Origin of the sequence: Bradyrhizobium sp. Bra64 (genome assembly GCF_024519875.1) — a bacterium.
GTDB classification, from domain to species: Bacteria; Pseudomonadota; Alphaproteobacteria; order Rhizobiales; family Xanthobacteraceae; genus Bradyrhizobium; species Bradyrhizobium japonicum_G.
In genome coordinates, this window is record NZ_JALJRD010000001.1 from 1,281,234 (window position 1) to 1,304,943 (window position 23,710).

The following is a 23,710-nucleotide window of genomic DNA, read 5'->3' on the forward strand; positions in this document are numbered from 1 at the left end:
GCGACGTTCCGCAGTCGCGTCCCCAAATGACGATTTGACGGGGGAGGAGCAGCCGCGCTCGCGCTGAACGAATCAGCAGTCACGGCGCTCTTGCGTGCCGAAGATCGTCGAGCGCGGCAAGCGCTGCGCTCGGACGCGTCAGTTCTGATAGTAATAGCCGCGCGGCTGATAAACCTGCCGGGGCTGTGGCTGATAGTAGTAGCCCTGCTGGCCGGTGCCTTGATTGTAGTACTGCTGCGGCTGCTGCTGATAGACCTGCGCGTCATAGAGCGGGCGGCTGCCGCGCGGCGCCGGATAGCGCGCGCCGGTATCGCTGCCGTCGGCCGGGTAGATGTAGTTGTCGTCCTGCGGCATGTAGCGGCGGGCGGGGGCGGCCTGAGGCATCAGGTTCACGGGATCGCCTGACGTTACGTACTGGTTTTCGGCCGGCTGTGGTGCGCGGGCCACCGCCGTGGGGTTGCGGCCGCGCGGATTGCGGGCCAGCGCCACCTGCGCCGAGCCGGTCAACGTTACCGTCGTGTTGAGCACGCCCTGCTGCTGCACCAGCGCGTAGAGCGTCGAGGCATTCTGGCGCGACAGCCGTACGCAGCCGTGCGAGGCGGGCGAGCCGAGCCGGCCGACCGAGTCGGTGCCGTGGATGGCGTGGCCGACCTTGGTGAAGAAGATCGCGTGCGGCATCGGCGCGTCGTCGAATTCCTTGGAGTAGTGATCCTCTTCCATGCGGAAGGCGCGGAACGCGCCGCTCGGCGTCTCGCGCGAGGGGATGCCGGTCGACACCGGCCAGCGATAGCGCGCGACGCCGTCGACTGCGACGGTCATCTGCTGATTGTCCTTGTCGACGGTGATCTCGACCTTGGCCTGCGCGGCGCCTGCGCTCAAAAGCATCAGGGAGGTGAAAGCGATGAAAAATGAACGCATCTGGAAACGCATTTGAATCCTGGCCTCCGGCCTGTTCACGCCAGGCGCTGCGGCTCTCCGTCCCCCGGCCTGCAATATGCCTGCAATCCGGCTTTCGTTCCAGCGGCCTGGGCACCCATCGTTAACGTGGCGCCGGGCGTAAGCAAGGCCGCTTGTGCCGTGCCGCGTGCGGCAGCGGTGACATTTTCGCGAGCGCGGCTGTTCATGATGGCGCCAATTTGTCACGAAGGCGCAACCAATTGGCCGCATCGGCGTTGACACTGAGCCCACCTTTGCCAGCGGCTTTCGTCGCGGGCTTACCCATTAGGAAACGTGATGAACAAAGCTCGTGTCACCGCCGCTTCGTTGCCGGCCGGTTTACCCGGCCGCCTGCTCCTTGCAGGCGCCGCTATCGTTCTGACCCTGACGTGCCTGCCGCATCCTGGCCACGCCCAAGGCATCGTGCGCGGCGCCCAGGAAGGTTCGTATGAAGGCAACCGCATCGCCGGACCGGTGGGCGGCGCGGTCGGGGGTGTCGTCGGGGCCGGCGTTGGCGGAGCCGTAGGTGCCGTGGATGGTATCCTGGGCATTCCCTATCACGGCCATCGCCGCTGCCGCGGCTATTACGACGGCCACAACCGCTTCCACTGCTACCGGTAATCCGCAGCAGTCATCCGGGGCTCGCGCTTGTCGCGCCCCGGAATGACGGTCAGTTCTTCAGCCGATACCCTGTCCGGAAGATCCACCAGATCACGACCAGGCAGATCACGAGGAACGCGGTCGTCATGCCGATGCTGACGGCGACGCTGACGTCGGCGATCTCGTAGAAGCTCCAGCGGAAGCCGGAGATCAAATAGACGACCGGGTTGAGCAGCGCCACCGTGCGCCAGGCGGGCGGCAGCATGTCGATGGAATAGAAGCTGCCACCGAGGAAGGTCAGCGGCGTCACCACCAGCATCGGGATCATCTGCAGCTTCTCGAAGCCGTCGGCCCAGATGCCGATGATGAAGCCGAACAGACTGAACGTCACCGCCGTCAGCACCAGGAAGGCGAGCATCCAGACCGGATGATGGATGTGCAGCGGGACGAACAGGCCGGCTGTCGCCAGGATGATGAGGCCCAAAATGATCGACTTGGTCGCGGCCGCGCCGACATAGCCGAGCACGATTTCGTAATAGGAGATCGGCGCCGACAGGATCTCGTAGATCGTGCCGGTGAATTTCGGGAAGTAGATGCCGAACGAGGCGTTCGCGATGCTCTGGGTCAGCACCGAGAGCATGATCAGGCCGGGCACGATGAAGGTGCCATAGCTGACGCCCTCGACCTGGCTGATGCGCGAGCCGATCGCGGCGCCGAACACCACGAAATACAGCGAGGTCGAGACGACCGGCGAGACGATGCTCTGCAGCAACGTACGCCAGGTGCGCGCCATTTCGAACAGATAGATGGCGCGGATGGCGCGGTGATTCATGACGTCCTCACGAGATCGACGAAGATATCCTCGAGCGACGATTGGGTCGTGTCGAGATCGTTGAAGCGGATGCCGGCGGTGCGGAGGTCGCCGAGCAGGCTGGTGATGCCGGTGCGCTCGCCCTTGGTGTCGTAGTCGTAGATCAGCGTCGCGCCGCCGTCGCAGAGGTCGAGCTCGTAATGCCTGAGGCTCTCCGGCAGCGCATCGAGCTTGCCCTGCAGGTGCAGCGTCAGCCGCTTCTTGCCGAGCTTCTGCATCAAGGTGGCCTTGTCCTCGACCAGCACGATCTCGCCCTTGTTGATGACGCCGATGCGGTCCGCCATCTCCTCGGCTTCCTCGATGTAGTGCGTGGTCAGGATGATGGTGACGCCGGATTGCTGGAGGGTCCGTACCACCTCCCACATGCCCTTGCGCAGCTCGACATCGACGCCGGCGGTCGGCTCGTCCAGGAACAGGATCTGCGGCTCGTGCGACAGCGCCTTGGCGATCATCACGCGGCGCTTCATGCCGCCGGAGAGCGTGATGATCTTGTTGTCCTTCTTGTCCCACAGCGAGAGGTCCTTCAGCACCTTCTCGATATGCGCAGGATTCTTCGGTTTGCCGAACAGGCCGCGGGAGAAGCTCACGGTCGCCCACACGCTCTCGAAGGCGTCGGTGTGCAATTCCTGGGGCACCAGGCCGATCAGCGAGCGTGCCTTGCGATAGGAGGTCTGGATGTTCTCGCCGCCGACCAAAACCTTGCCTTCGCTCGGATTGGCGATGCCGCAAATGATGGAGATCAGCGTGGTCTTGCCGGCGCCGTTGGGGCCGAGCAGCGCAAATATCTCGCCGCGCTGGATATCGAGATTGACGTTCTTGAGCGCCTTGAAGCCGGACCCATAGGTCTTCGACAAATTGGCGACGGAAATGATGGAAGACATGATGGCCGCAAGCCTGAGGGGCAAATGGTGGGGGAGGGAAGCTGGAACCTGCCGGTAACGGGGGGGCCAGCGGAGCCCTGAGATAGGAATGTCCTTACCGGGCTGCAATCGGCTGGAGAAAAATGGTCTCAAAACAGGCCCTTACGTGGCAGGTTTCGGGCAAGTGTTGCGCGATGGTCACTGCTTGCTGCTAAGATTGCTGCTCACGCGGCTCTTTGTTGCGTCTGCGAGCAGGCCATGGCTACGATTCCGGCCAATCGCAAAGCGCATCGTCCCCAGGGAAAACATCGATGAGACCGAACGGCCGTCACACCGCGGGCGCCAGCCAGCTGTCCGCCCTCCGTGCGTGGGCGATGGGCCTGCTCCTGCTGTCAGCTGTTGCCATCAGCCCGACCACCGCCAAGGCGGCGCCGAGCCAGGCGGCCGCGACGACGCACGTCTATCTGCTCCGCGGCGTGCTCAACATCTTCTCGCTCGGGCTCGACACCATCGGCGCCCGGCTCCAGGCGCAGGGCATTCCGGTGACGGTCGCGAATTTCGTGTCCTGGTCCTCGCTCGCGGATGAAGCCGCGACCGCCTACAAGGCCGGCCGGCTCAAGACCATCGTCCTAGTCGGGCATTCCTCGGGTGCGACCGCGCTGCCGGACATGATTGCCAAGCTCAACCAGCTCGGCGTGCCCGTGAAGCTCGCGATCGGCCTCGATTCCGTGTTCAAGACCAAGCTCTCGACCGGCGCCGAGCGCTACATCAACATCTATATCGGCGACGGCCCCGGCGAGCCGGTGCGGGCCGCGGCGGGCCTGCGCGGCAAGCTCGACAATGTCGACGTCCGCGGCTCCGGCGTCGGTCACATCTCGATCGACAAGAACGAGGCGATCCAGCGCCGCGTCATCGCCGAGATCGACGCCGCCATCATGCGCTCGCGCGCGCCGGCTGCTCACGTCGCCGAACCCGGCGCCCCCGCCGCGCCGCGGCAGGCGCGCTCGGCGGCGGCAACGGCGCCGCGGAACTGATCGTTAGCCAGGAATAGCCACTCATCACGCCGCCGTCGACTTCGTTGTCGGCGTCGTCGTCGTTTTGTCTTTCGCGAATGTGCCATCGCCAAAGAAGAGAAAGGCCCGCCGCGGCAGCGGCGAGCCCTTTCGAAGCGTCGAGCCCAGCTGCGGTTACTTCTTCTCGGGCACCCAGGTCGTGCTGGCCTTGTCGTACTTGAAGCCCGGGGCCTCCTTGAGGCTGTCCTTGGACTCGTCGAGCGTCAGCCACCATTTGTCGTTCTTCTTGGTGGTTTTGACCGCGCTGAAGGGAATGATGACGTCCTTCTCGCCGGCGCCCAGGAAGCCTCCGACGCCAAGGACAAGCCCAGTGATCTTGCCGGACTTGTCGACGAGCACGTCATCGATGTCGCCGATCTTGCTTTCCTTGGGATCGTAGACGGCCTGCTTGTAGTAGTTGGTCACCGTCCAGCTTTCCGACGGCGCCGATTTCACGGTGGTCGTTGCTGCATGGGCGGCAGTCGCGGCGGCAGCAGCGAGAGCACATGCCAAAGCCAGCTTTTTCATTTCGGTCTCCTCAGCTTGATCGATCGCGGTGGCAACATGCGGTTCAAGCGAGGTTCCTGTCCGTCGAATTCAAGGAACTCGGCCCACAATCTGGTGTTGTTACACCATGGCAAAGAGACGAGACGTTCGCCCAATGACGGTTCAGCCCGAGCGAAACTGGGCCGCTCGGCCGGTCGCCGAAAATGCGCCTGAGAAAAAGCCGCGGCCACGATCGGACCGGTTGAGCGCGACGCGGGCCACCTCGTTAAGGCAGCATGCGCTCCGAACGCAGCGCGCGTTGCTCGCCGGCAAGAGCGACGGTCGCAGGAGCACCTCGAAATGATAAGCCGGTCTTTCGGCGTGCCGGCTGTTTGGGGTCAGAACACGTGAAGATATTTCAGTGCCCGTCATGTCGCCAACCTGTTTCGTTCGAGCACGTCGCGTGCGCGAATTGCAGCACCGAGCTGGTGTTCGATTCCGCGCGCATCGACATGACGAAACTTGCATCCAATCAGTCTTGCCGTAACCGCGAGATCATCGGCTGCAACTGGTGTGTCGAGGGTGCGGACTGGTATTGCGGCTCATGCCGCCTTACGCGCACCACACCAGACCTCGGCAGCACCAGAAACATCATGCTCTGGCGGCGCATGGAGGAAGCCAAGCGCCGTCTCCTCTACGACCTCGCTCGCCTGGGGCTTCCGCTTGCATCCCGCAGTGGCGCGCAATTGGCGTTCGACATACTCTCGGACGAAGCCAATCCGATTTTGACGGGGCATCTCTCGGGCCTGATCACGCTCAATCTCGCGGAGGCCGACGACGTCGAGCGCGAAGCGCGCCGCGTGGCGTTCCGGGAGCCGTACCGCACCCTGCTCGGACATTTCCGGCACGAGATCGGTCACTTCTATTGGGACCTCCTCGTCGACGGCACCACATTCCAGGCGCCGTTCAAGCTGATTTTCGGTGACGAGACCCAGGACTATCAGGCCGCGATCACCGGCTATTACGGCCGCACCGATCGTTCATACGACCGGCGCGGCTTCATCAGCGAATACGCCACCTCCCATCCCTGGGAGGATTGGGCGGAAACGTTCGCGCATTTCCTGCATATCGTGTCGACGCTCGACTCGCTGGCAGGTCTGCCGTTGTCCCTTGACGAGCGCGCCCGCCAGACCCTGACGGATCCCTATCTGGAGAGCGATTTCGAAGCGCTCCTGGCATTGTGGACGCCGCTCTCCCGCGGCATCAACGCGCTCAATCGCTCGCTCGGAATGAGCGACGCCTATCCGTTCGACATATCGCCGGCGGTGAAGGGCAAGCTGCATCTCGCGCACATGGCGATCAGCGCATTTCGTGATCAGCAGAGATTGGCGGCATAGCGCCGCGGAGAATGGCCCCGGTCATCTCAAGAACGCGCGAATGCTCTCCGCGATCTCCCGTGCATGCGTTTCCAGCGCGAAATGACCGGTGTCGAAGAACTGCACCACAGCGTTGGGATTGTCGCGCTTGAACGCCTCGGCGCCGGGCGGAATGAAGAACGGATCGTTCTTGCCCCAGACCGCGAGGAACGGCGGTTTGTGCGTGCGGAAATACTCCTGGAATGACGGATAGAGCGCGACGTTACTTTTGTAGTCGCCGAACAGATCGAGCTGTACGTCGTCCGAGCCCGGACGCGCCAGGTAGAAATTGTCGAGGTTCTGGCCGTCCGGCGACACCAGGGTCGCATCGGGAACGCCATGAGTGTACTGCCAGCGGGTCGCCTCCGGCGCGAGGAAGCCGCGCAGCGCCTCGCGATTGGCCGGCGACGGATCCTGCCAATAGGCCTTGATCGGCGTCCAGCCATCGCTGAGGCCGTCCTCATAGGCGTTGCCGTTCTGCGAGATGATCGCCGTGATCCGCTCGGGGTGGCGCAGCGCGAGCCGGAAGCCGGTCGGAGCGCCGTAATCAAACACGTAGACAGAGAAGCGATCGAAGCCGATCACCTCGGTGAAGCGCTCGATGACGTTCGCGATCTTGTCGAAGCTGTAGCGGAAGGTTTCGCGCGGGGGCATGTCGGACTGGCCGAAGCCGGGCAGGTCGGGCGCAACGATATGAAATTTGTCGGCGAGCAGCGGGATCAGGTCGCGGAACATGTGGCCGGCGCTCGGGAAGCCGTGCAGCAGCAGAAGCTTTGGCGCGCCCGAAGGCCCGGCTTCGCGATAGAACACCTTGAAGCCATCGACGTCTGCGGTGCGGTAGGTGGTCTGGGTCATGGCCGTCTCCGTTGCTCGAAGTAACCTGTTAAATGCCTAAAAATAGGTTATTAGTCCATATCGTAACTTGTCAATAGTCATTTTACAGGTTACTTGGTCGAGCCATCCTTCGAACCGGCCAGGGACCGCTCATGGACAGACCGCCTGCCATGTTCATCGCCGACTCGCTCGGCCTCGATTTCCTCAACTCGGTGGCGACACCGGTCGAAACGCCCGTCGATTGGATCGACGATGGTGACGGCCTGATCGACTGGCTCGCCCAGTCGAAGCTGGTGCCGGTCGATGAGCTCGCCGCGTTGCAGGCGCGCGCGGTGCCGGGAGAGCTGGACAAGGTCGCAAGCGAGGCGCGCGCCTTGCGCGAATGGTTCAGGGGCTTCGTGCGCAAGCATGCGGGCAGGCCGCTCACGGCGGCGGCTCTCAAAGAACTCGGTCCGTTGAACAGCTTGTTGGAACGCGACGAGACCTTCAGCCGGATCGAATCCGGACACGGCGATGGCGGCGCTCTTTCGCTGCACAGGAAGCGGCGATGGCGATCGCCCGAAGCGTTGCTGCTGCCGGTTGGCGAGGCGATGGCGAAGTTCGTCTGCGAGGAGAATTTTGCCGACGTGAAGGCGTGCGAAGGCCATCACTGCACGATGTTGTTCGCCGACCACACCCGCAGGCGCGCACGGCGGTGGTGCATCATGGCGGTCTGCGGCAACCGCGCCAAGCAGGCCGCGCATCGCAACCGGCTCAAGAGCAGGCGGTAATCGACGACGTCCCGGCGCCTCTGTAGCGGCCGACCTATCGCTTCCTGACCAGCTTGAGAGGACGAGCGGTTCTCTGGGTGCGGGGCTTGATCGCTTCAATTTGCGCATCGGGTGGGCCCAGGAAGCGGACGAACATCGTCTTCAGGTGCGCCGCGCTCTGCTTGATATCCAGCGTCGGGTTGCGGATCGGCATCGCGCGGGATCCGTCGATGAGGGCGATCAGGACGTCCGCCGTCGCATCCGGATTCAGTCCCGGATCGACCCGTCCCTGGCTTTGTGCCTGCCGCAGGAAATCGCTCCACATGCGGCGCACCGTCTCGGTGTGGCGTTCGATGAGCTTGGCGAATTCCGGATTGCGGGCGGCCTCCGCGAGACCGTCCAGGTTGAGGATCTGCGCAGGGCGAAACCGCAGGCTGGTTTCCTCGATGTCGGTCAGCAGCGCCTCGATCACGTCGGGGGCGGCGAGAATTTTTTCGAAGCGCTCCGCCGCATGCGCGAGGCCCAGGTCGATCATCGCCTCGATGATCGCCTCCTTGCTCGGAAAGTAGTGATAGAGGTGGCCGGGACTGATGCCGGCCGCGGTGCAGATGTCTGTCGTGCTGGCGCCGCGGAATCCGTCTCTGATGAAGCAGCGGATCGCCGCGCCGAGGATCTCGCCGCGCTTCTGCTCATGCTTGACGGGGTCGACTTTCCTCAAACCGGACATCTCCATTCACACTCGCCCCGTTTAGCACGACGATTCGCCACGAGAAAATCAAAATTAGAGAGTTCCATCTATTTATGTTGACGGATGTTGCTGAACATGGGAGTGATTATTAGAGTGATCTATCTAATAATCTGTCGTTGCGGGAATGGGACCATGCGCTTTCCTCGGACGGTCCTGATGAGTGTCGCGCTGGCTCTCGGCGGGTGCGCGACCGCGCCGCTCGAGCGGGCCGGCTCGCTCAGGAGCTACGACCGGATGTCGGACGCGAACGGGCTGGTGACGCGATCGCAAATCCGCGTCAACAAGAAGGACGTGCTGGCGGCGAAAACGATCCGGATCGCGTCCACCGTCTTTCCCGCGCGCAACGATGTTGCGTTGAACCAAAAGGAGCGTCGCCTGGTTGCGAACGCCATCAGCCGCGAGCTGTGTCTGCGCTTGAGCGAACGCTTCCGCATCGTCTCTGCCGACGACGACGCCGACCTCACGGTGCAGGCGACGGTGACGCATGCCACGCCGACCAGCCCGACCGCTTCCGGCGCATCGAAGGCACTGTCGATTGCCAAGACGGTTGCACTTCCCGCCGTGCCTGTGCCGGTGCCGAGGCTTCCGGTCGGGCTCGGCAGCCTGTCGGTCGAGGCGGAGGCGCGCGACTTCGCCGGATTTCAGAAGGCGGCGATGGTCTGGGCGCGCAGCGCCAACTCCATCTCGAACTCGCCGCGGGTTGCCAACGAGGGCGATGCCTACGACCTTGCCGCCGATTTCGGCGCGGACTTCGCCAAGCTGGTCACATCGGGAGAATCGCCGTTCGGTGGAATCCCTGCGCTGCCTCCGATGGACAGCATTCCCGTCCGGCTCGGTGGTGCGCCCAAATATGTCGCGTGCGAAGCGTTCGGCCGGTTTCCGGGCCTCACCGGTTTCGCAGGCCAGGGACTCGGCTTGCCGCCAGCCTGGACGGATTCCGGTGCCAAGGACAATTCACCTCCGGCACCAGCGCACGAGGTGAATTCAGGGCAGCCGCTCACGCAATGACCTCGACGCATTCTCTGCCGCGTTCGCCGCGGCGTCCGCCCGAGCGCTCGCCCTTGGCCGCCAATCCGTGCATGCCCTGGCCGCCATTGTCGTAATTGGACGACCCCGGTCGCGGTCGTCCAAGCGGTCTATCGGCAGGCGGGCTAGAGTGCCGCGAAGATTGTTTCGCCGACTTTGGAATGTCGCGTCCGATCAGGTCTTCGGATGTGACGGCTGGGGATCAACATGAAGAATTTTGCTATGGCTGCTCTGTTCCTTGCCTTCGGAACGGTGGCGGTCCTGGCCGCCGACCTCCCCGTCAAGGCGCGACCTGTGGTCATCGATCCCGGCTACAATTGGAGCGGCTTCTACGTCGGCGTGAACGGCGGCTATGCCTGGAATAACGCCAACGACGTCGTCGTTTCCGGCACCCCTGTGATCACGGTCTCGCAGTCCGGCGCGGTCCCCTTCGCCGTCGGCGGACTGCGGCCGGAGGGCTATCTCGTCGGCGGACAGGTCGGCTGGAATTACCAGTTCGGCGCCGGATTGGTCGGCATCGAGGGGGATTTCGATTTCGCCGACATCAAAGACTCCCGCAATGTCGATTTACCAGTGCTCGGACCGGCTGCCAGGACCAGCGCGAGCGAGAAGATCGACTTCTTCGGCACGGTGCGCGGCCGTCTCGGCGGAATCGTGTCGCAGCGGCTGCTGCTGTTCGCGACGGGCGGTCTCGCCTACGCCAACGTCAAGGACAGCGCCAACATCAACGAGTTCTTCAATGCGCCGGTGATTGGACGGCAGTTCATCGCGAACGCCTCCGACCTGCGGTTCGGATGGACGGTCGGCGCCGGCGCAGAATGGGCCTTTGCCAGCAACTGGAGCGTCAAGGGCGAGTACCTCTATTACGATCTCGGCAGCCCCACGATCACGGGCTCCCAGACCAATCCGGTCGATACAGAGTTCGCGACCTACAGCTTCTCGACTCGCGGAAACATCGTGAAGGCGGGCTTGAACTACAGGTTCGACGGAGGCGGCCCCATTGTTGCAAGATACTGATCTCGGCTAAGACACCGATTGACCGCCGCCCGGGCGTTGCCTTGGCGCCCATTCTTGCCCCAAAAACCACCAAATCGACGGTCACTAAGCCGGGCAACGGGGGCTTCTGCTGCCCGGTGGTGGGACTGCGGACTAAATGATTGATCCAAGGCGACTTGTGGTGCTGTCAGCGGTTGCGCTGCTCGCCTTGAATCCCGGCCTGGCCGCAGGCTCGCCCGCCAAGTCGAAGCGGGCGGCAGTGGCGACCGTCGCGCCGCCTCCACCCCCGCCGGCCGAGCCGCTGCCGCCGCCGAAGATCTACCTGTTTCGCGGCGCCATGGGCCCGATCTTCTCGACCGGCATGGACCGGCTCGGCGAAAAGCTGACGAAGGCCGGCTTCTCGGCGGATGTCTACGAATTCACCATCTGCCGATGGATCGGCGATCGGGCCATCTCCAGCTACAAGGAGACGCCGGCGCCGATCGTGCTGATCGGCCACTCCATGGGCGGGCTGTGCTCGATCGTCATCTCCGAGATGGCGGCCAAGGAGAACATCCCGATCAGCCTCGTCATCACCATCGATCCCGCGCATGCGACCGGCGACGTGCCGCTCAATGTCGAGCGCTTCATCAACATCTTCCTGTCCGACAGCGTGCTCGGCGGCGGCGATGTCGTGGCCGTGCCCGGCTATCGCGGTCACTACGCAAGCTACGACCTCAAGGAGAACAGCCGCGTCTCGCACATCAATATCGAGAAGTCGGACGACATCCACCGCCAGATCGTCGAGATGGTGACGCAACTGCCGCGCATCCCGCCCCAGACCCAGGTCGATGCCGTGCCGCTGCGCTATCTCGTGCCGGCGGATACGCTGGTGGAGTTGTGGGATTCCGGCGTGCGGGTGCCTGTGCGCGCCGGCGACACCATGGGGAGCATCGCAGCCGCCCACCGCGTGCCGCTGTGGTCGATCGCGCAGAGCAACTCGCTGGCGGAGAACGCGCCGCTTATGCCCGGCCAGTCCATCATCGTCCCGCGTCATCTGACGCCGCTTGAGCCGATCGCCGCGATGGCGACGCCGCCGCCCGCGCCCGCTGGGCGGAAGTAGGAGAAGATCGGGCTGTCGCAGGCCAAGAAGTTGGATTCCCCTCCCACGCGCAGGGAAGCGCCACGCAGACATTCCGCGATACATGCTCGGCATGCGCATTTTCAGCAGATCGAGGTCACACGAGGAGATCGTGCGGCACATGAGACCCGGCTAAGCCGCCCACGACGTGAGTGCTATCGTCCAGATGCGGAACCTCGCCCGCTGTCGCGGCGCTACCATGTCCGCCGGCATGTGCCGCGCCTTCATGATGATCGAGCGGCGCTGGGAGATCGTCCACAAATGCGATGCTCGACCTCTCGATCGCCGGATTCAGGAAGTTGAAGGAATCGCCCAGTCCCGACGGATGTGCCTGCGCGTTTCCGTGTGGGCCGCCTGTGCCGCCTTCCGCGGAATGAAGTTGGTCATTGGGCCTGTCGGGCGCCGCCATCGAAGCATGACTGTGTTCGCTTGCCTGCGATGGAATCGAATGAGCGGTGCCGCCGTTCACGAGGCCTTTCTGGGAGGCGACATCAGGCGTATTGCCGGCGTCGGCAAGGTTCGCTCTGCTATGAGCCTCCGCAGCCTTGCCGTCACCGGGATGCTGGTCGATGGCAGGGAGCGCATCCGGCGCACTGAAAGCGACGGCATGATTTTGCTCCAGCATGCCGGTTGCGCTAATTCCCTTCGGATGGATGCTGTCGTCGGTCCAGGATGGTTCGAAGACAAATTTGAAGTGGTCCATCGATAGCGAATGGATTGCCGGCTCCGAGGTGCCGGGTTGTGTCGGAACCTCGTCCGGGGCGGAAGAGGTGATCTCCTTGCTCCCCCCGCTTTGATCCCGGTCAAAATCGAAGAGAAAGCTCACATCGATTGCGGTCGAGCTTCCGTCCAACGATACAGAGCCGCTACTGCTCTTCGCTTCGGTCGAGGCGTCGGAGGTGCTGAATGTCATGACCGCCGCGTCGCCTTGCGCGGCGGCGGCCGGATCGAGGGTGTCGTTCACCGCCAAGGCCGGTGCCGCGGTTTGATCCACGATGAAGTCCGCCGAATCGATGGTCGCGACGCCCTGGAGATGAACTTCCAGCAGGCTGGAATCGCCGATCTGGAGGGTTTGATCCGTCGGATTGACGTACACGATGGTTTCATTGGCTGAGCTGTCGTAAATCCAGGCGATGGTGTGCGGCGGCACGGACGTACTCGTCGAGCTCAATGCCAGGATCACGAATCCGAGCGCGCCGATCGCCGTCAAATCGATCTTGTCGGTTCCCGATATGAAATCGGTAATCGTATCGAAACGGCCGGCTCTTGAATCCGCCACCGACAGATAAGCGAAGACATCATCGCCGTTGCTGCCCGTGAGCTGGTCCGCGCCGAGCCCGCCGATGATGGTGTCGTTCCCGTTGCTGCCGTCTATATCGTCGTGTCCGGAGCCACCGTAGAGGACGTCATCGCCGTTATTGCCCTTGATCGTATCGTCGCCCGATCCGCCAAAGATGGTATCGTTCACGCCGGTGCCATTGAGAGTGTCGTCGCCGGCGCCTCCATAGACGATCTGGGAAATGCTGCCGCCACCGGCGATGGTCTCGCCCGCGGGAGTGCCGTAGACGAACGGGGGATCGGATACGACAGTGGCTCCCGTTGCCAGATTGTCGAAGTCATTGGGATCGGCGTCGCTGGCGCCGTGGATGGCGATCGTGATCTCTTGCGTGGTGCCGTCGATGCTCGTCACCGTGAAATGGTCGGTGAGCGTATCGCCGACGTCGAGCGCGTCCACCACGCTGTTGTTGTTGTCCAGCGTATAAGTCCACAGCCCGGACGCGGTCATTGTAAAAGTGCCGTAGCCGCCGTCGCTTGCAGTAGGCGAGGTCACGGCCGTGAAAGTGTTGGCGGAGTTGTCGACGTCGGTATCGGTGAGCGTGCCGGTCGTGACAGGTGTGCCGGGAGTGACGCCGCCTGCTTCGAGCACCGAGCCCGTCGTCATCCCGGAAATGATGGCGGCGTCGTTCGCGCCGTTGATCGTGATCGTCACCACTTGCGGCGTGCCGTCGGCGGTCGTCACGGTGAATTGGTCGATCAGGACATATCCGGCATTGAGCGCCTGCACCGTGGCGTTGCTGTTGTCGAGCGTGTAGACCCACGTGCCCAGCGCCGTCATCGTGAAGGTGCCGAAGCCGCCCGCGCTCGGCTTGGGCGTGCTTACCGCGGTGAAGCTGTTGGAGGTGTTGTCGGGATCGGCGTCGCTCAACGTGCCGGTCGCAGTCTGCGTACCAGGCGAACCATTGGCGAAACCTCCGGCCTCGATCACAGAGCCGGTCGCCGTTCCGGAAATCACCGCAGCATCATTGCTGCCGTTGACGGTGATCGTCACCGTCTGCGCCGTGCCGTCGGCCGTGGTTACGGTGAAACTGTCTGTCAGCGTGTCGCCGTTGTTGAGCGCCTGCACCGCGACGTTGGTATTGTCGAGCGTGTAGCTCCACACGCCGGCCGTGGTGATGGTGAAGCTGCCATAGCTTTGTGCGCTTGCAGTCGGCGCGTTGACCGCCACGAACGCGTTGGCCGGGCTGTCGACATCCGCGGCGGCGAGCGTGCCCGTCGCGATCGGCGTGCCGGGCGAAGTGCCGCTCGCCTCGACGACTGAACCGGTCGCGGCCCCGGAGACGACGGCGGCGTCGTTGCTGCCCTGAATGGTGATCGTGACGATCTGGGGTGTTCCGTCGATGCTGGTCACGGTCAGGGTGTCGGTCAGGGTGTCGCCGACATTCAGGGCCTGTACCGTGCTGTTGCCATCGTCGAGCGTGTAGGTCCACACGCCGCCGGCTGTCATCGTGAAAGTGCCGTAGCCACCCGCGCTCCTGGTCGGCGAACTGACCGCCGTGAAGGTGTTGGGCGGATTGTCGACATCCGTGTCAGTAAGCGTGCCGGTTGCTGTCGGCATGCCCGGCACCGCGTTGGCGACGCCGCCCGCCTCTACCACCGTGCCGCCGGCGTTGCCCGAGATAATGGCCGTGTCGTTGACGCCTTTGATGGTGACTATGAAGGTTTGGCTCGTCGAGAGCCCGCCGTCCGATACGGTGACGACGAAGCTCGTGGTCGTCGGCGACGACAGGGCATTGATTGCATCGCTGTTCGGAACAAACGTGTAGGCGCCGGATGTGCTATTGAGATAGAGCGTGCCATACGGACCGGTCTGCGAAAGATCGAATGTGGCTCCATCCAGCACCGTGGTGCCGCCCGTCCCGCCGGCGAGACCGTAGGTCAACACGGCATTGAACAGGCTACTAGCGGTGAAGATCCCGCTTGTCGCGGTGAATTGGTCGTCGAATTTGAACGTATCGATTTCGGTTGGGCCGGCCGGCACGTTCAGTGTCGGCAGCGGGCGCTCGATCAAGGGGATGTTGAACGGCGCCACCATCGGAAGCAGGTTTGGCGGCGCAGTCGTGTTTTCCGACGTGAAATTGATGTGCTGCGGCGAAAGCGAGCCGGCGAAGGGTGGCGTGCTCGATCCTGCCGGACCTCGCGTGAGATTGGCGAGCACGTCCTGCTGAGCCGCCTGCAATTCCTCCATGCGAGCGGCACTGTTGGCGACCTGGTTTACGCTGACCGAGGAGCCGGTCTTGTGCAGGACGAAAGTCTCGCCCGGATCGTCGACGATGATATGTCGCGGCACCGGCTCCTTGGTGATGAGTTCGAATGTGCCGTGCTGAAGGTCTTTGTAGGTGATCGTGTCATCGTCCAGAAACGTGGCGTCCGGGTCTGCGGCCTGTGCGTCCTCCATCATGGAGAATGTCAACGCCGCAAGCGTCAGGATGCCGAAGCCCGTCGCATATGACCGGCCACGAACGCTCCCGACCGGCGTGTCGACTGTCAGAGTACCGCTGTTTGCCAGTCGGCCGGCGGCAAAAGCAAAGCTCCCGCTGCTGACCGCAACGACGGTCGAACCCGAAGTGACGTCGGAAGCGGAGGCGAATTCGCGCAACTCCATGCGAGCTTGGCCGGAGATGTCGAAGACCGTGTCGTCGAGAAGCCGAATTCCGATCTGTGCATCCGCAGCAGTTTCGATTATGTCACCGCGGCAGACAAGGTCGCCAATGCTGACCTGAATCGTCGCGCCGCCGTGGCGTATGAGGGTGACGCAACCGAATGCCCTTTGGACGATGCCGACGATCTGGAGAGGCAAAGCCGCAACGACCCCATTCTGGGGTCCAACGCCAAAAGCAACTGACATGGTCGTGGCCTCGCGTGCCGAATAACTCGGGCTCGGCGCGGTGCCGCGGTCTTCTTGTCGGTTTTGCTACGCCAAAGGCGAAATGCGCAATTTTTGGCGTTAGCAACCCCAGGCCTGCACGCCGAAGACGTTTGTTAAAAAACTGAACTCTATAGGTCTAGCCAGACTCTATAGGTCTGGCCAGGATGATAGCAGGTTCAGCGGAGATGCCTCTCCGCGACAGCAATTTGCGCTCTCAAGAAGTTGACGGTCGAGAGGCGCGAAATCTAGCTCTCTTTCGCTGGTCACGCAAACGGCTTGGGCCTAAGATCGACTAACGAAGAGATACGAAGAGATGCTTTGTCTGGAAGTCAGGTCCGTAAGGACCGATCCAGGTTGCAGATATTGACGATGCACGAATTGCGAGCTTGGCCGGGGGCTCATACAGCTCCCCTCAGGCGGCACGCAAACAAGATCTTCTCGGAAAGGGCGGGTCATGTGCAGACATACGATTGCAGTATTCGTGACTGGCCTCATTTGGGCATCCGCAAGTGTTCTTGCGGTGCAAGCGCAGGCTCAAGTCAATCCCGTGACACGCGGCCTTGAGGACGTCGTGCCAAGACCCATCGGCAAGGTCGTAGCCGTTACAGGTTCGGTTTCGATCGAGCACGCAGGTGCGGTCTTGGTCCAGGCGAAGCTTGGCGATCCGGCTGCTGAAACGAGGGCTGGCGATGTCGTGTATCTTCGCGACGTGGTGCGAACCGGAGCGGACAGCCGGGTCAGCATCAATTTCAGCGATGGCTCGTCGTTCAATCTGTCGAGCAACGCGCGTATGACCTTGGATGAATACGTGTATGAGCCGGACGGCAAGTCCAACGCAACGTTTTTCAATCTGGCCAGAGGAACGGCGACATTTGTCGCCGGCCAGGTCGCGAAGACCGGCGATATGAAGGTCGATACGCCCGTCGCAACGATGGGAATCCGAGGCACCACCCCGCGCATCGAAGTTTCGGACGACGGCGCGGTCAGGTTTTCGACTCTCATCGAAGAGGGCAAGAGCAAGTTGATGAAGAAGCGCGTCACTGCTGCAATGCCCGACCGGGGGAGCGGTCCAAGGCTGAACATTTGCAGGGGATGCTGAAGCGACACGGAAATGACTATCAGGGCCGCCATCATCGACCGCCTCGCGCCCATTCTCGTGATGCTGTCGCTCGGTTTGCCGGCGGCTGCGCAGCAGCCGCAGAAAAATAGCCACCTCAAGAGCATTGAGCAGTGCAACGGTACGGACCGTATTCCGGCCCAAGCCCGGATCGCCGGCTGTACGGCGCTCATCAATTCGGGTGATGCCAAGCCGGAGGCGCTGGCTGTGGCTTACAACAATCGTGGCAACGCCCATGCCGCAGCGGCGGAGTACGACCGTGCGATCAGCGATTTCGATCGAGCGATCGAGCTCGCCTCAGGCTATGTCAAGCCGGTGAATAATCGCGGCGTCGCCTATTTGAGGAAGGGAGCATATGAGGACGCGGTCAAGTCCTTCGACGAGGCAATCAGGCTCAACCCGGCTTATGGCAGCGCCTTCGCCAATCGCGCGGAAGCCCACTTGAAGCTGAACCGGTATGATCGGGCCGCGCTGGATTTCGACGAGGCCATCCGGCTCGATCCGAATTTGGCGTGGGCAAGAAGCGGACGCTGCTGGACCCGAGCGGTCATCGGCGATCTGCAGGCCGGGCTCGACGATTGCGACAGAGCGATCCAGTCGGGGTCGAACGATGCTGCGACATACGATTCACGCGCGCTGATCCATCTGAAGATGGGCCAGCTCGCCGCGGCGATCGACGACTACAGTTTTGCGTTGCGCCTGGCACCAAACCTGGCAAGCGCGCTCTATGGACGAGGACTTGCCAGGCTCAGGCAGGGCGACAATGCCGGCGGCGATCGCGACGTCTCGGCAGCAAAGCTCATCGACGTCAAAGTCGCCGACGAGTTCGCCCGCTACGGCGTGCAGTGACGTCAGGATTGGCCCACCGAAATTGGCGCTGGCCTGCTAGACGTTCGACCCGTGGATCGCGTCGATCACGGCGTCCGTCACTTCCTTCGTCGTCGCCTTGCCGCCGACATCGGGCGTCAGCACGCCCGCCGCGCAGACCCGCTCGACTGCGGCCATCAGCCGCATGGCCGCGTCCTTCTCGCCGAGATGCTCCAGCATCTGCGCGCCGGTCCAGAACGTCGCGACCGGATTGGCGATGCCCTTGCCGGTGATGTCGAAGGCCGAGCCGTGGATCGGCTCGAACATCGAGGGGAAGCGGCGCTGCGGATCGATGTTGCCGGTGGGCGCGACGCCGAGGCTGCCCGCCAGCGCGCCGGCGAGATCGGAGAGGATGTCGGCGTGCAGATTGGTCGCAACGATGGTGTCGAGGCTCTTCGGATGCAGCGTCATGCGCACGGTCATGGCGTCGACCAGCATCTTGTCCCAGGCGACGTCGGGGAATTCGGCGGCGACTTCGGCGGCGATCTCGTCCCACATCACCATGCCGTGGCGCTGCGCGTTCGACTTCGTCACCACGGTCAGGAACTTGCGCGGACGCGACTGCGCGAGCTTGAACGCGTAGCGCATGATCCGCGTCACGCCGACACGGGTGAACACCGCGACCTCGGTGCCGACCTCCTCGGGCAGGCCCCTGTGGGCGCGGCCGCCCATGCCGGCATATTCGCCTTCCGAATTCTCGCGCACGATCACCCAGTCGAGGTCGCCGACGCCGACATTGCGCAGCGGCGAGGCGACACCCGGCAAAATCTTGGTCGGCCGCACATTGGCATATTGGTCAAAACCCTGGCAGATCGGCAGCCGCAGCCCCCACAGCGTGATGTGATCGGGCACGTCGGGCGCGCCGACCGCGCCGAAATAGATCGCGTCGAATTTCTTGAGCTCGGCGAGACCATCGGCCGGCATCATCACGCCGTGCTTCTTGTAATAGTCCGAGCCCCAGTCGAACGTCTTGATGGTGAACGCGAGGTCGCCGCTGCGCTGCGCCAGCGCCTCCAGCACCCGGACACCGGCCGAGATTACCTCAGGGCCGATCCCGTCGGCGGGAATGGCTGCGATCGAATGTGTGCGCATGAGAATGCTCCGTTTGAGAGATCAGTGAGATTGCGGGACGGGTTCGACGGGTACGGGCTGTGCGCGCGACAATAGCAGGGTGACGGCCGCGGAGAGAACGAGCAGGCCGGCGACGAAGTAAAGCCCGCCGACAAAACTGCCGGTCCGGTCCTTGATCCAGCCGATCATGGCGGGACCGACGAAGCCGCCGAGATTACCGATCGAGTTGATGGTGGCGATGCCGGCCGCTGCCGCGGGACCGGACAGGAACAGCGTCGGCATGCTCCACAGCGGCGGCTTTGCGGAGGAAATGCCGATATTGACGAGGGCAAGCGCGACCAGCACGGCGACGACGCCGGTCGCAAGGCCGGCATAGGCGAGCCCGGCTGCGGCAATCAGGCAGGCCCACACGACATGCCAGGTGCGCTCGCCGGTGCGGTCCGAATGCCGCGCCCACAGGATCATGGCAACGACCGCGGCGGTTGCCGGCAACGCGTTGAGGAAGCCGACCTGAAGCGAGGACAGGCCGAACTGCTTGATGATCTGCGGGGCCCAGACGCCGAGCGTATAGAGCCCCGCCGAGGTGCCGAAATAGATCAGCGCCAGCGCCAGCACGCGTGGATCGGCAAGCCCGCGCCAGATGCTGTGGCTCGCGGTCGCGGCCTTGCTGGTGGTCTCCAGATTCATCGTCTCGACCAGCCAGCGCCGCTCGTCCTCCGCGAGCCATTTCGCCTTCTCCGGGCGATCGGTCAGGAAGCCCAGCACGACGAAGCCGAGCAGCACCGCCGGCAGCGCTTCCAGCACGAACAGCCATTGCCAGCCCTTGAGGCCGAGCATTCCGTCCATCTCCAGCAGCGCGCCGGAAACCGGCGAGCCCAGCACGGTCGAGAGCGGCGCGGCCGCCATGAACAGCGCGGTGACCGCGGCTCGCTGGCGCGCCGGAAACCAGTAGGAGAGATAGAGGATGATGCCGGGAAAGAAGCCGGCTTCGGCGACGCCGAGCAGGAAACGCAGCACGTAGAAGCTGGTCGGTCCCTGCACGAAGGCCATCGCGGCCGAGACCAAGCCCCATGTAATCATCACCCGTGCGATCCAGATCCGCGCGCCGATCTTGTGCAGGATGATGTTGGAGGGCACCTCGAACAGGAAATAGCCCCAGAAGAAGATGCCGGCACCGAAGCCGTAGACCGTGGGCGACAGGCCGATGTCCTTGTTCATCGTCAGCGAGGCAAAGCCGATATTGACGCGGTCGATGAAGGCCACGAAGTAGAGCAGCATGATGAAAGGAACGATGCGCAAGGTGATCTTGCGCAGTACGCGCGTCTGAATCTCGCTCGCCACCCTGGCCTCCCTGAATCCGGTTTGTCGTTATGCCGCAGTGAGCCTAGGCGTGAGCGGGAGGTTCGCTCAATTGGCGCTGGTTTATACAAAAAAATGATATAATCCTCGCCGGGCGAGACGAGAGGGTACGCGATGGAATTGCATCAGCTTCGATGCTTCGTGGCGGCGGCCGAACAGCTGCATTTCGGCCGCGCGGCGCAGCAGCTCCAGATGCTGCCCTCCGCGCTCGGGCGCCAGATCAGGCTGCTGGAACAGGATCTGGGCACGCGGCTGTTCGCGCGGACGACGCGTGCGGTGTCGCTGACGGAAGACGGCGCAACGCTCTTGCGCGATGCTCGCGCCATCCTCGCGCGGGTCGAGGCGGTCGAGAATAATCTGCGCAACCGTTCGCGTGCGGGGGCCGCGCGGCGGCTGCGGGTCGGTGCCATCGACAGCGCGGCGGCGGGATTGCTGCCGCCGCTGCTGCGTGATTTCCGCGACAAGCATCCTGACATCGCGGTGCAGCTTCTGGAGGACAAGACTGTCCGGCTGCTGCCGAAGATCCTGACCGGCGCGCTTGATCTTGCCTTCGTGCGCCCGCCGGTGCAGCCGGACAAGCGGCTCGAGTTCCGCGACCTTATCCAGGAGACTGCCATCGTGGCATTCCCGCAGCGCCACGCGCTGGCCGGGAAGAAGTCGGTCACGCTGGCCGAGATCGCCGACGAAGCGATGCTGGTGCCGGACCGCCGCTCGCGGCCGCATAGCCACGACCTCACCATCAAGCTGTTCGAGCAGGCGGGCCTCACTCCGCGCATCGTGCAGGTCGCCGACGAGAAGCAAACCATCATCCATCTGGTGGCAACCAGGCTCGGGGTCGCGATCGTGCCGCGCTGGACCACGCGGATGGCAGTGACGGGCGTGCGCTTCGTGCCGCTGCGGCCGAAGCAGAGCGGTCCCGTCGGCCGACTGCCTCTTGCCGCCGCTTGGATGCGCGGCTCGCGCGATCCGGCCCGCGATGCAATGCTGTCGGTGCTCGAGGCACGCCTGCGCAGCTATGCGCGGGAGGCGTGAGGAGCTATGACGTTGGCGTGGACAGAAGGTGTGATGTGATGAGCCGTCAGAAAGCTTCGAACGAGTTGCGGGTGGCCATTGCAGGGCTGGGCTCGATCGGCACCAGGATCGCGACCGCGCTCGATCAGGGCATCGAGGGGCTGACATTGTCCGCCGTCGCCGTGCGCGATCCCGCCAAGCATCAAGCCTTTCTGGGTGGCCTGCGCCGCCTGCCGCAGGTGCTGCCGATCGACCGGCTCGGCGAGGCCGCCGACATCGTGGTCGAATGCGCGCCGAGCAGCCAGTTGCGCGCGATCGTCGAGCCTGCGGTGAAGTGCGGCAAGGCCGCGGTCGTCGTCAGCGTCGGCGGGCTGCTCGACAATTTCGATCTGGTCGATCTCGCCCGCGCCAATGGCGGCCGCATCATCGTGCCGACGGGCGCGCTGATCGGGCTCGATGCCGTCAATGCCGCCGCGATTGGCGCCATTCATTCGGTGAGGATGGTGACGCGCAAGCCGATCGATGGCTTGAAGGGCGCGCCGTTCATCGTCGAGAACAACATCGACATCGACAAGCTGCGCGAGCCGCTCAAGCTGTTCGAGGGCACGGCGCGCGAGGCCGCAAAGGGTTTTCCCGCCAATCTCAACGTCGCGGTCGCGCTGTCGCTCGCCGGTGTCGGGCCCGACCGCACAATGGTGCAGATCTGGGCCGACCCAGGCGTGACGCGCAACGTTCATCGCGTCGAGGTCGAGGCCGATTCGGCGCGCTTCTCGATGTCCATCGAGAACATCCCGTCGGAGAATCCCAAGACGGGATTGATCACGGCACTCTCAGTGGTCGCGCTGCTGCGCAAGCAGCGCGCCACGCTGTGCGTCGGGACGTAACCTTTACGCGCCTGTGACGCGCCAGATCACGTTGCCGACGTCGTCGGCCATCAGCAGCGACTTCTTGTCGGGACCGATCACGACGCCAACCGGGCGGCCGTAGGATTCCTTCTCGTCCGGCGCGAGGAAGCCCGACAGGATGTCGCGCGCCGGGCCGGAGGGTTTGCCGTTCGCGAACGGGATGAACACCAGTTTGTAGCCGGACAGCGTGCTGCGATTCCACGAGCCGTGCTGGCCGATCGCCATGCCGTCGGGGAAGCCCGGCAGCGTGCCCGCGGGCATCCAGCACAGGCCGAGCGAGGCGGTGTGGCCGCCGAGCGCGTAGTCCGGCGCGAGCGCCTTGGCGACCATCGCCGGATCCTGCGGCACGCGGTCGTCCACCGTCTTGCCCCAGTAGCAATAGGGCCAGCCGTAGAAGCCGCCGTCGCGCACTGAGGTGAGATAATCCGGCGGCGTCTCGTCGCCGAGGCCGTCGCGCTCGTTGACGACGGTCCAGAGCACGTTCGTGTTCGGCTCCCAGGCAAGGCCGACCGGGTTGCGCAGGCCGGCACCGAAGATGCGATGCGTGCCGGCGAGGAGATCGAGCTCATAGACCGCGGCGCGGCCTTCCTCGACCTCCATGCCCATCTCGGCAATGTTGCTGAGTGAGCCGACGCCCGCATAGAGCTTCTTGCCGTCGGGGCTTGCGAGCAGGCTGCGCGTCCAGTGCCCGCTAGGCTTGAAGGTGGTGAGCCGCTTGCCTGGCGCGGTGATGCTGTCGGCATTCGCGACGTAAGGAAAGGCCATCACGCCGTCGGTGTTGCCGACATAGAAGGTGTCGCCGACCAGCGCCATGCCGAACGGCTGGCTGAGGTTTTCCATGAAGGCGCCGCGAACTTCGGCGACGCCGTCACCGTCCTTGTCGCGGAGCAGCGTGATGCGGTTGGCGGAAACGCCGAGCGCGGCGGCGCGCCGCATCGTCGCCTGCATCGCGTAGTGAAACACGGATCGCGGGGCGCCTGCGATCTGCGTCGCTTCCGCGATCAGCACGTCGCCATTGGGCAGCACCTCGATCCAGCGCGGATGGTCGAGGCCGGTTGCGAACGCGTTGACCTTGAGCCCGGCGGCTGCCGTCGGCTTCTGCCCTTCGCTCCAGCCGCGCGCGGTCGGCATCTTCAGGGTCGGGATAGCGCCTTGCGGTTTGGCTTCGGGAATGGCGGGCGCGTGGCCCCAGGCGGGCGCGGGCTGGGTCCCCGTCAGCTTCCGCCATTGCAGCGCGATGCCGCCGAGGAGCGCGACGAACTGCGCAAAAATGCTGGAAAAATTCATGAGAAGCCCCTGTCGAACCTGCGGCACTGTCCGACGCCGGATCGCACCAGGCCCCGCGCGGGCTCAGGCCTGATCGTCGACCTCCTCAGATCCACGATGGATGTCGTCGTGCCTCGTTGCGCGCGCATCCAACTTGGTCGCGGTAAAAAGGTCAACCGTGGCGGAACTCAGCAGAGGTCTATTCCCGTGGAAT

21 protein-coding genes are annotated in these 23,710 nt (G+C 63.8%); 11 read left to right on the plus strand and 10 right to left on the minus strand.

Annotated elements, in window-relative coordinates:
• Positions 1-138: 138 nt before the first annotated feature.
• The gene (locus NR187_RS06155; protein WP_256806047.1) at positions 139-918 is read right to left on the minus strand and encodes a L,D-transpeptidase; all 780 of its coding nucleotides are present in this window, start codon (positions 916-918) and stop codon (positions 139-141) included.
• Positions 919-1,233: 315 nt separating this feature from the next.
• On the opposite strand from NR187_RS06155, the gene NR187_RS06160 reads away from it, so the two are divergent.
• Positions 1,234-1,557 carry a hypothetical protein gene (locus tag NR187_RS06160; RefSeq protein WP_211384526.1) on the plus strand — a complete coding sequence of 108 codons (324 nt, stop codon included), beginning with the start codon at positions 1,234-1,236 and terminating at the stop codon, positions 1,555-1,557.
• Between the two features lie 49 nt (positions 1,558-1,606).
• Here NR187_RS06160 and NR187_RS06165 read toward each other — a convergent pair whose 3' ends face one another.
• The gene (locus NR187_RS06165) at positions 1,607-2,368 is read right to left on the minus strand and encodes an ABC transporter permease (protein WP_211384527.1); all 762 of its coding nucleotides are present in this window, start codon (positions 2,366-2,368) and stop codon (positions 1,607-1,609) included.
• Positions 2,365-3,288, minus strand: coding sequence for an ABC transporter ATP-binding protein (locus tag NR187_RS06170; protein ID WP_211384528.1), 924 nt, complete (start codon positions 3,286-3,288; stop codon positions 2,365-2,367). The genes NR187_RS06165 and NR187_RS06170 overlap by 4 nt, the downstream gene beginning before the upstream one ends.
• Before the next feature lie 290 nt (positions 3,289-3,578).
• Here NR187_RS06170 and NR187_RS06175 point away from each other — a divergent pair, with 290 nt between their 5' ends.
• Positions 3,579-4,301: a hypothetical protein gene (locus NR187_RS06175; protein WP_211384529.1), complete on the plus strand. Its 723-nt coding sequence runs from the start codon at positions 3,579-3,581 to the stop codon at positions 4,299-4,301.
• A 153-nt stretch (positions 4,302-4,454) separates the two neighbouring features.
• Here the strand turns inward: NR187_RS06175 and NR187_RS06180 are convergent, their stop codons facing one another.
• Complete coding sequence (locus NR187_RS06180; protein ID WP_211384530.1) at positions 4,455-4,847, minus strand: PRC-barrel domain-containing protein; 393 nt, start codon at positions 4,845-4,847, stop codon at positions 4,455-4,457.
• A gap of 365 nt (positions 4,848-5,212) precedes the next feature.
• Between NR187_RS06180 and NR187_RS06185 the strand changes: the two genes are divergently transcribed.
• The gene (locus tag NR187_RS06185; RefSeq protein WP_211384805.1) at positions 5,213-6,202 is read left to right on the plus strand and encodes a putative zinc-binding metallopeptidase; all 990 of its coding nucleotides are present in this window, start codon (positions 5,213-5,215) and stop codon (positions 6,200-6,202) included.
• Between the two features lie 21 nt (positions 6,203-6,223).
• Here NR187_RS06185 and NR187_RS06190 read toward each other — a convergent pair whose 3' ends face one another.
• Positions 6,224-7,075 (minus strand): alpha/beta fold hydrolase, encoded by an 852-nt coding sequence (locus tag NR187_RS06190; protein ID WP_256806049.1) that lies wholly within the window; start codon positions 7,073-7,075, stop codon positions 6,224-6,226.
• Positions 7,076-7,206: 131 nt separating this feature from the next.
• On the opposite strand from NR187_RS06190, the gene NR187_RS06195 reads away from it, so the two are divergent.
• Positions 7,207-7,824, plus strand: a complete 618-nt coding sequence (locus tag NR187_RS06195) for an ABATE domain-containing protein (protein WP_256806050.1) — start codon at positions 7,207-7,209, stop codon at positions 7,822-7,824.
• Positions 7,825-7,858: 34 nt separating this feature from the next.
• On the opposite strand, the gene NR187_RS06200 is transcribed toward NR187_RS06195, so the two are convergent.
• Positions 7,859-8,536, minus strand: a complete 678-nt coding sequence (locus tag NR187_RS06200; RefSeq protein ID WP_256806051.1) for a TetR/AcrR family transcriptional regulator — start codon at positions 8,534-8,536, stop codon at positions 7,859-7,861.
• Between the two features lie 171 nt (positions 8,537-8,707).
• Between NR187_RS06200 and NR187_RS06205 the strand changes: the two genes are divergently transcribed.
• The 3 genes from NR187_RS06205 to NR187_RS06215 all read left to right on the plus strand — a co-directional run bounded on the left by NR187_RS06205 (position 8,708) and on the right by NR187_RS06215 (position 11,675).
• Positions 8,708-9,559, plus strand: a complete 852-nt coding sequence (locus tag NR187_RS06205; RefSeq protein ID WP_211384806.1) for a DUF3313 domain-containing protein — start codon at positions 8,708-8,710, stop codon at positions 9,557-9,559.
• A gap of 225 nt (positions 9,560-9,784) precedes the next feature.
• Positions 9,785-10,594: an outer membrane protein gene (locus NR187_RS06210; protein ID WP_256806052.1), complete on the plus strand. Its 810-nt coding sequence runs from the start codon at positions 9,785-9,787 to the stop codon at positions 10,592-10,594.
• Positions 10,595-10,730: 136 nt separating this feature from the next.
• Entirely contained in the window at positions 10,731-11,675 is a 945-nt protein-coding gene (locus NR187_RS06215) for a LysM peptidoglycan-binding domain-containing protein (protein WP_211384535.1), read from the plus strand.
• 115 nt (positions 11,676-11,790) lie between these two features.
• On the opposite strand, the gene NR187_RS06220 is transcribed toward NR187_RS06215, so the two are convergent.
• Positions 11,791-15,879, minus strand: coding sequence for a VCBS domain-containing protein (locus NR187_RS06220; protein WP_256806053.1), 4,089 nt, complete (start codon positions 15,877-15,879; stop codon positions 11,791-11,793).
• Positions 15,880-16,381: 502 nt separating this feature from the next.
• Here NR187_RS06220 and NR187_RS06225 point away from each other — a divergent pair.
• Together NR187_RS06225 and NR187_RS06230 are read left to right on the plus strand one after the other, a co-directional pair.
• Positions 16,382-16,999, plus strand: coding sequence for a FecR family protein (locus NR187_RS06225; RefSeq protein WP_315986369.1), 618 nt, complete (start codon positions 16,382-16,384; stop codon positions 16,997-16,999).
• 60 nt (positions 17,000-17,059) lie between these two features.
• Positions 17,060-17,866: a tetratricopeptide repeat protein gene (locus NR187_RS06230; protein WP_256806054.1), complete on the plus strand. Its 807-nt coding sequence runs from the start codon at positions 17,060-17,062 to the stop codon at positions 17,864-17,866.
• 36 nt (positions 17,867-17,902) lie between these two features.
• Here NR187_RS06230 and NR187_RS06235 read toward each other — a convergent pair whose 3' ends face one another.
• Positions 17,903-18,976: a tartrate dehydrogenase gene (locus tag NR187_RS06235; protein ID WP_256806055.1), complete on the minus strand. Its 1,074-nt coding sequence runs from the start codon at positions 18,974-18,976 to the stop codon at positions 17,903-17,905.
• 21 nt (positions 18,977-18,997) lie between these two features.
• Entirely contained in the window at positions 18,998-20,296 is a 1,299-nt protein-coding gene (locus NR187_RS06240; RefSeq protein ID WP_211384540.1) for an MFS transporter, read from the minus strand.
• Between the two features lie 132 nt (positions 20,297-20,428).
• Here NR187_RS06240 and NR187_RS06245 point away from each other — a divergent pair, with 132 nt between their 5' ends.
• Together NR187_RS06245 and NR187_RS06250 are read left to right on the plus strand one after the other, a co-directional pair.
• Positions 20,429-21,346, plus strand: a complete 918-nt coding sequence (locus tag NR187_RS06245) for a LysR family transcriptional regulator (RefSeq protein ID WP_211384541.1) — start codon at positions 20,429-20,431, stop codon at positions 21,344-21,346.
• Between the two features lie 38 nt (positions 21,347-21,384).
• Positions 21,385-22,209 (plus strand): aspartate dehydrogenase, encoded by an 825-nt coding sequence (locus NR187_RS06250; RefSeq protein WP_256806056.1) that lies wholly within the window; start codon positions 21,385-21,387, stop codon positions 22,207-22,209.
• A 3-nt stretch (positions 22,210-22,212) separates the two neighbouring features.
• Here the strand turns inward: NR187_RS06250 and NR187_RS06255 are convergent, their stop codons facing one another.
• Positions 22,213-23,517, minus strand: a complete 1,305-nt coding sequence (locus NR187_RS06255; RefSeq protein ID WP_256806057.1) for a sorbosone dehydrogenase family protein — start codon at positions 23,515-23,517, stop codon at positions 22,213-22,215.
• Between the last annotated feature and the right edge of the window lie 193 nt (positions 23,518-23,710).

Excerpts from the sequence above, each read along its gene's own strand:
- NR187_RS06155 (WP_256806047.1), bottom strand. The coding sequence starts at position 918 with ATGCGTTCATTTTTCATCGCTTTCACCTCCCTGATGCTTTTGAGCGCA.
- NR187_RS06160 (WP_211384526.1), top strand. The coding sequence starts at position 1,234 with ATGAACAAAGCTCGTGTCACCGCCGCTTCGTTGCCGGCCGGTTTACCC.
- NR187_RS06165 (WP_211384527.1), bottom strand. The coding sequence starts at position 2,368 with ATGAATCACCGCGCCATCCGCGCCATCTATCTGTTCGAAATGGCGCGC.
- NR187_RS06170 (WP_211384528.1), bottom strand. The coding sequence starts at position 3,288 with ATGTCTTCCATCATTTCCGTCGCCAATTTGTCGAAGACCTATGGGTCC.
- NR187_RS06175 (WP_211384529.1), top strand. The coding sequence starts at position 3,579 with ATGAGACCGAACGGCCGTCACACCGCGGGCGCCAGCCAGCTGTCCGCC.
- NR187_RS06180 (WP_211384530.1), bottom strand. The coding sequence starts at position 4,847 with ATGAAAAAGCTGGCTTTGGCATGTGCTCTCGCTGCTGCCGCCGCGACT.
- NR187_RS06190 (WP_256806049.1), bottom strand. The coding sequence starts at position 7,075 with ATGACCCAGACCACCTACCGCACCGCAGACGTCGATGGCTTCAAGGTG.
- NR187_RS06195 (WP_256806050.1), top strand. The coding sequence starts at position 7,207 with ATGGACAGACCGCCTGCCATGTTCATCGCCGACTCGCTCGGCCTCGAT.
- NR187_RS06200 (WP_256806051.1), bottom strand. The coding sequence starts at position 8,536 with ATGGAGATGTCCGGTTTGAGGAAAGTCGACCCCGTCAAGCATGAGCAG.
- NR187_RS06205 (WP_211384806.1), top strand. The coding sequence starts at position 8,708 with ATGAGTGTCGCGCTGGCTCTCGGCGGGTGCGCGACCGCGCCGCTCGAG.
- NR187_RS06210 (WP_256806052.1), top strand. The coding sequence starts at position 9,785 with ATGAAGAATTTTGCTATGGCTGCTCTGTTCCTTGCCTTCGGAACGGTG.
- NR187_RS06215 (WP_211384535.1), top strand. The coding sequence starts at position 10,731 with ATGATTGATCCAAGGCGACTTGTGGTGCTGTCAGCGGTTGCGCTGCTC.
- NR187_RS06220 (WP_256806053.1), bottom strand. The coding sequence starts at position 15,879 with ATGTCAGTTGCTTTTGGCGTTGGACCCCAGAATGGGGTCGTTGCGGCT.
- NR187_RS06230 (WP_256806054.1), top strand. The coding sequence starts at position 17,060 with ATGCTGTCGCTCGGTTTGCCGGCGGCTGCGCAGCAGCCGCAGAAAAAT.
- NR187_RS06235 (WP_256806055.1), bottom strand. The coding sequence starts at position 18,976 with ATGCGCACACATTCGATCGCAGCCATTCCCGCCGACGGGATCGGCCCT.
- NR187_RS06245 (WP_211384541.1), top strand. The coding sequence starts at position 20,429 with ATGGAATTGCATCAGCTTCGATGCTTCGTGGCGGCGGCCGAACAGCTG.
- NR187_RS06250 (WP_256806056.1), top strand. The coding sequence starts at position 21,385 with ATGAGCCGTCAGAAAGCTTCGAACGAGTTGCGGGTGGCCATTGCAGGG.
- NR187_RS06255 (WP_256806057.1), bottom strand. The coding sequence starts at position 23,517 with ATGAATTTTTCCAGCATTTTTGCGCAGTTCGTCGCGCTCCTCGGCGGC.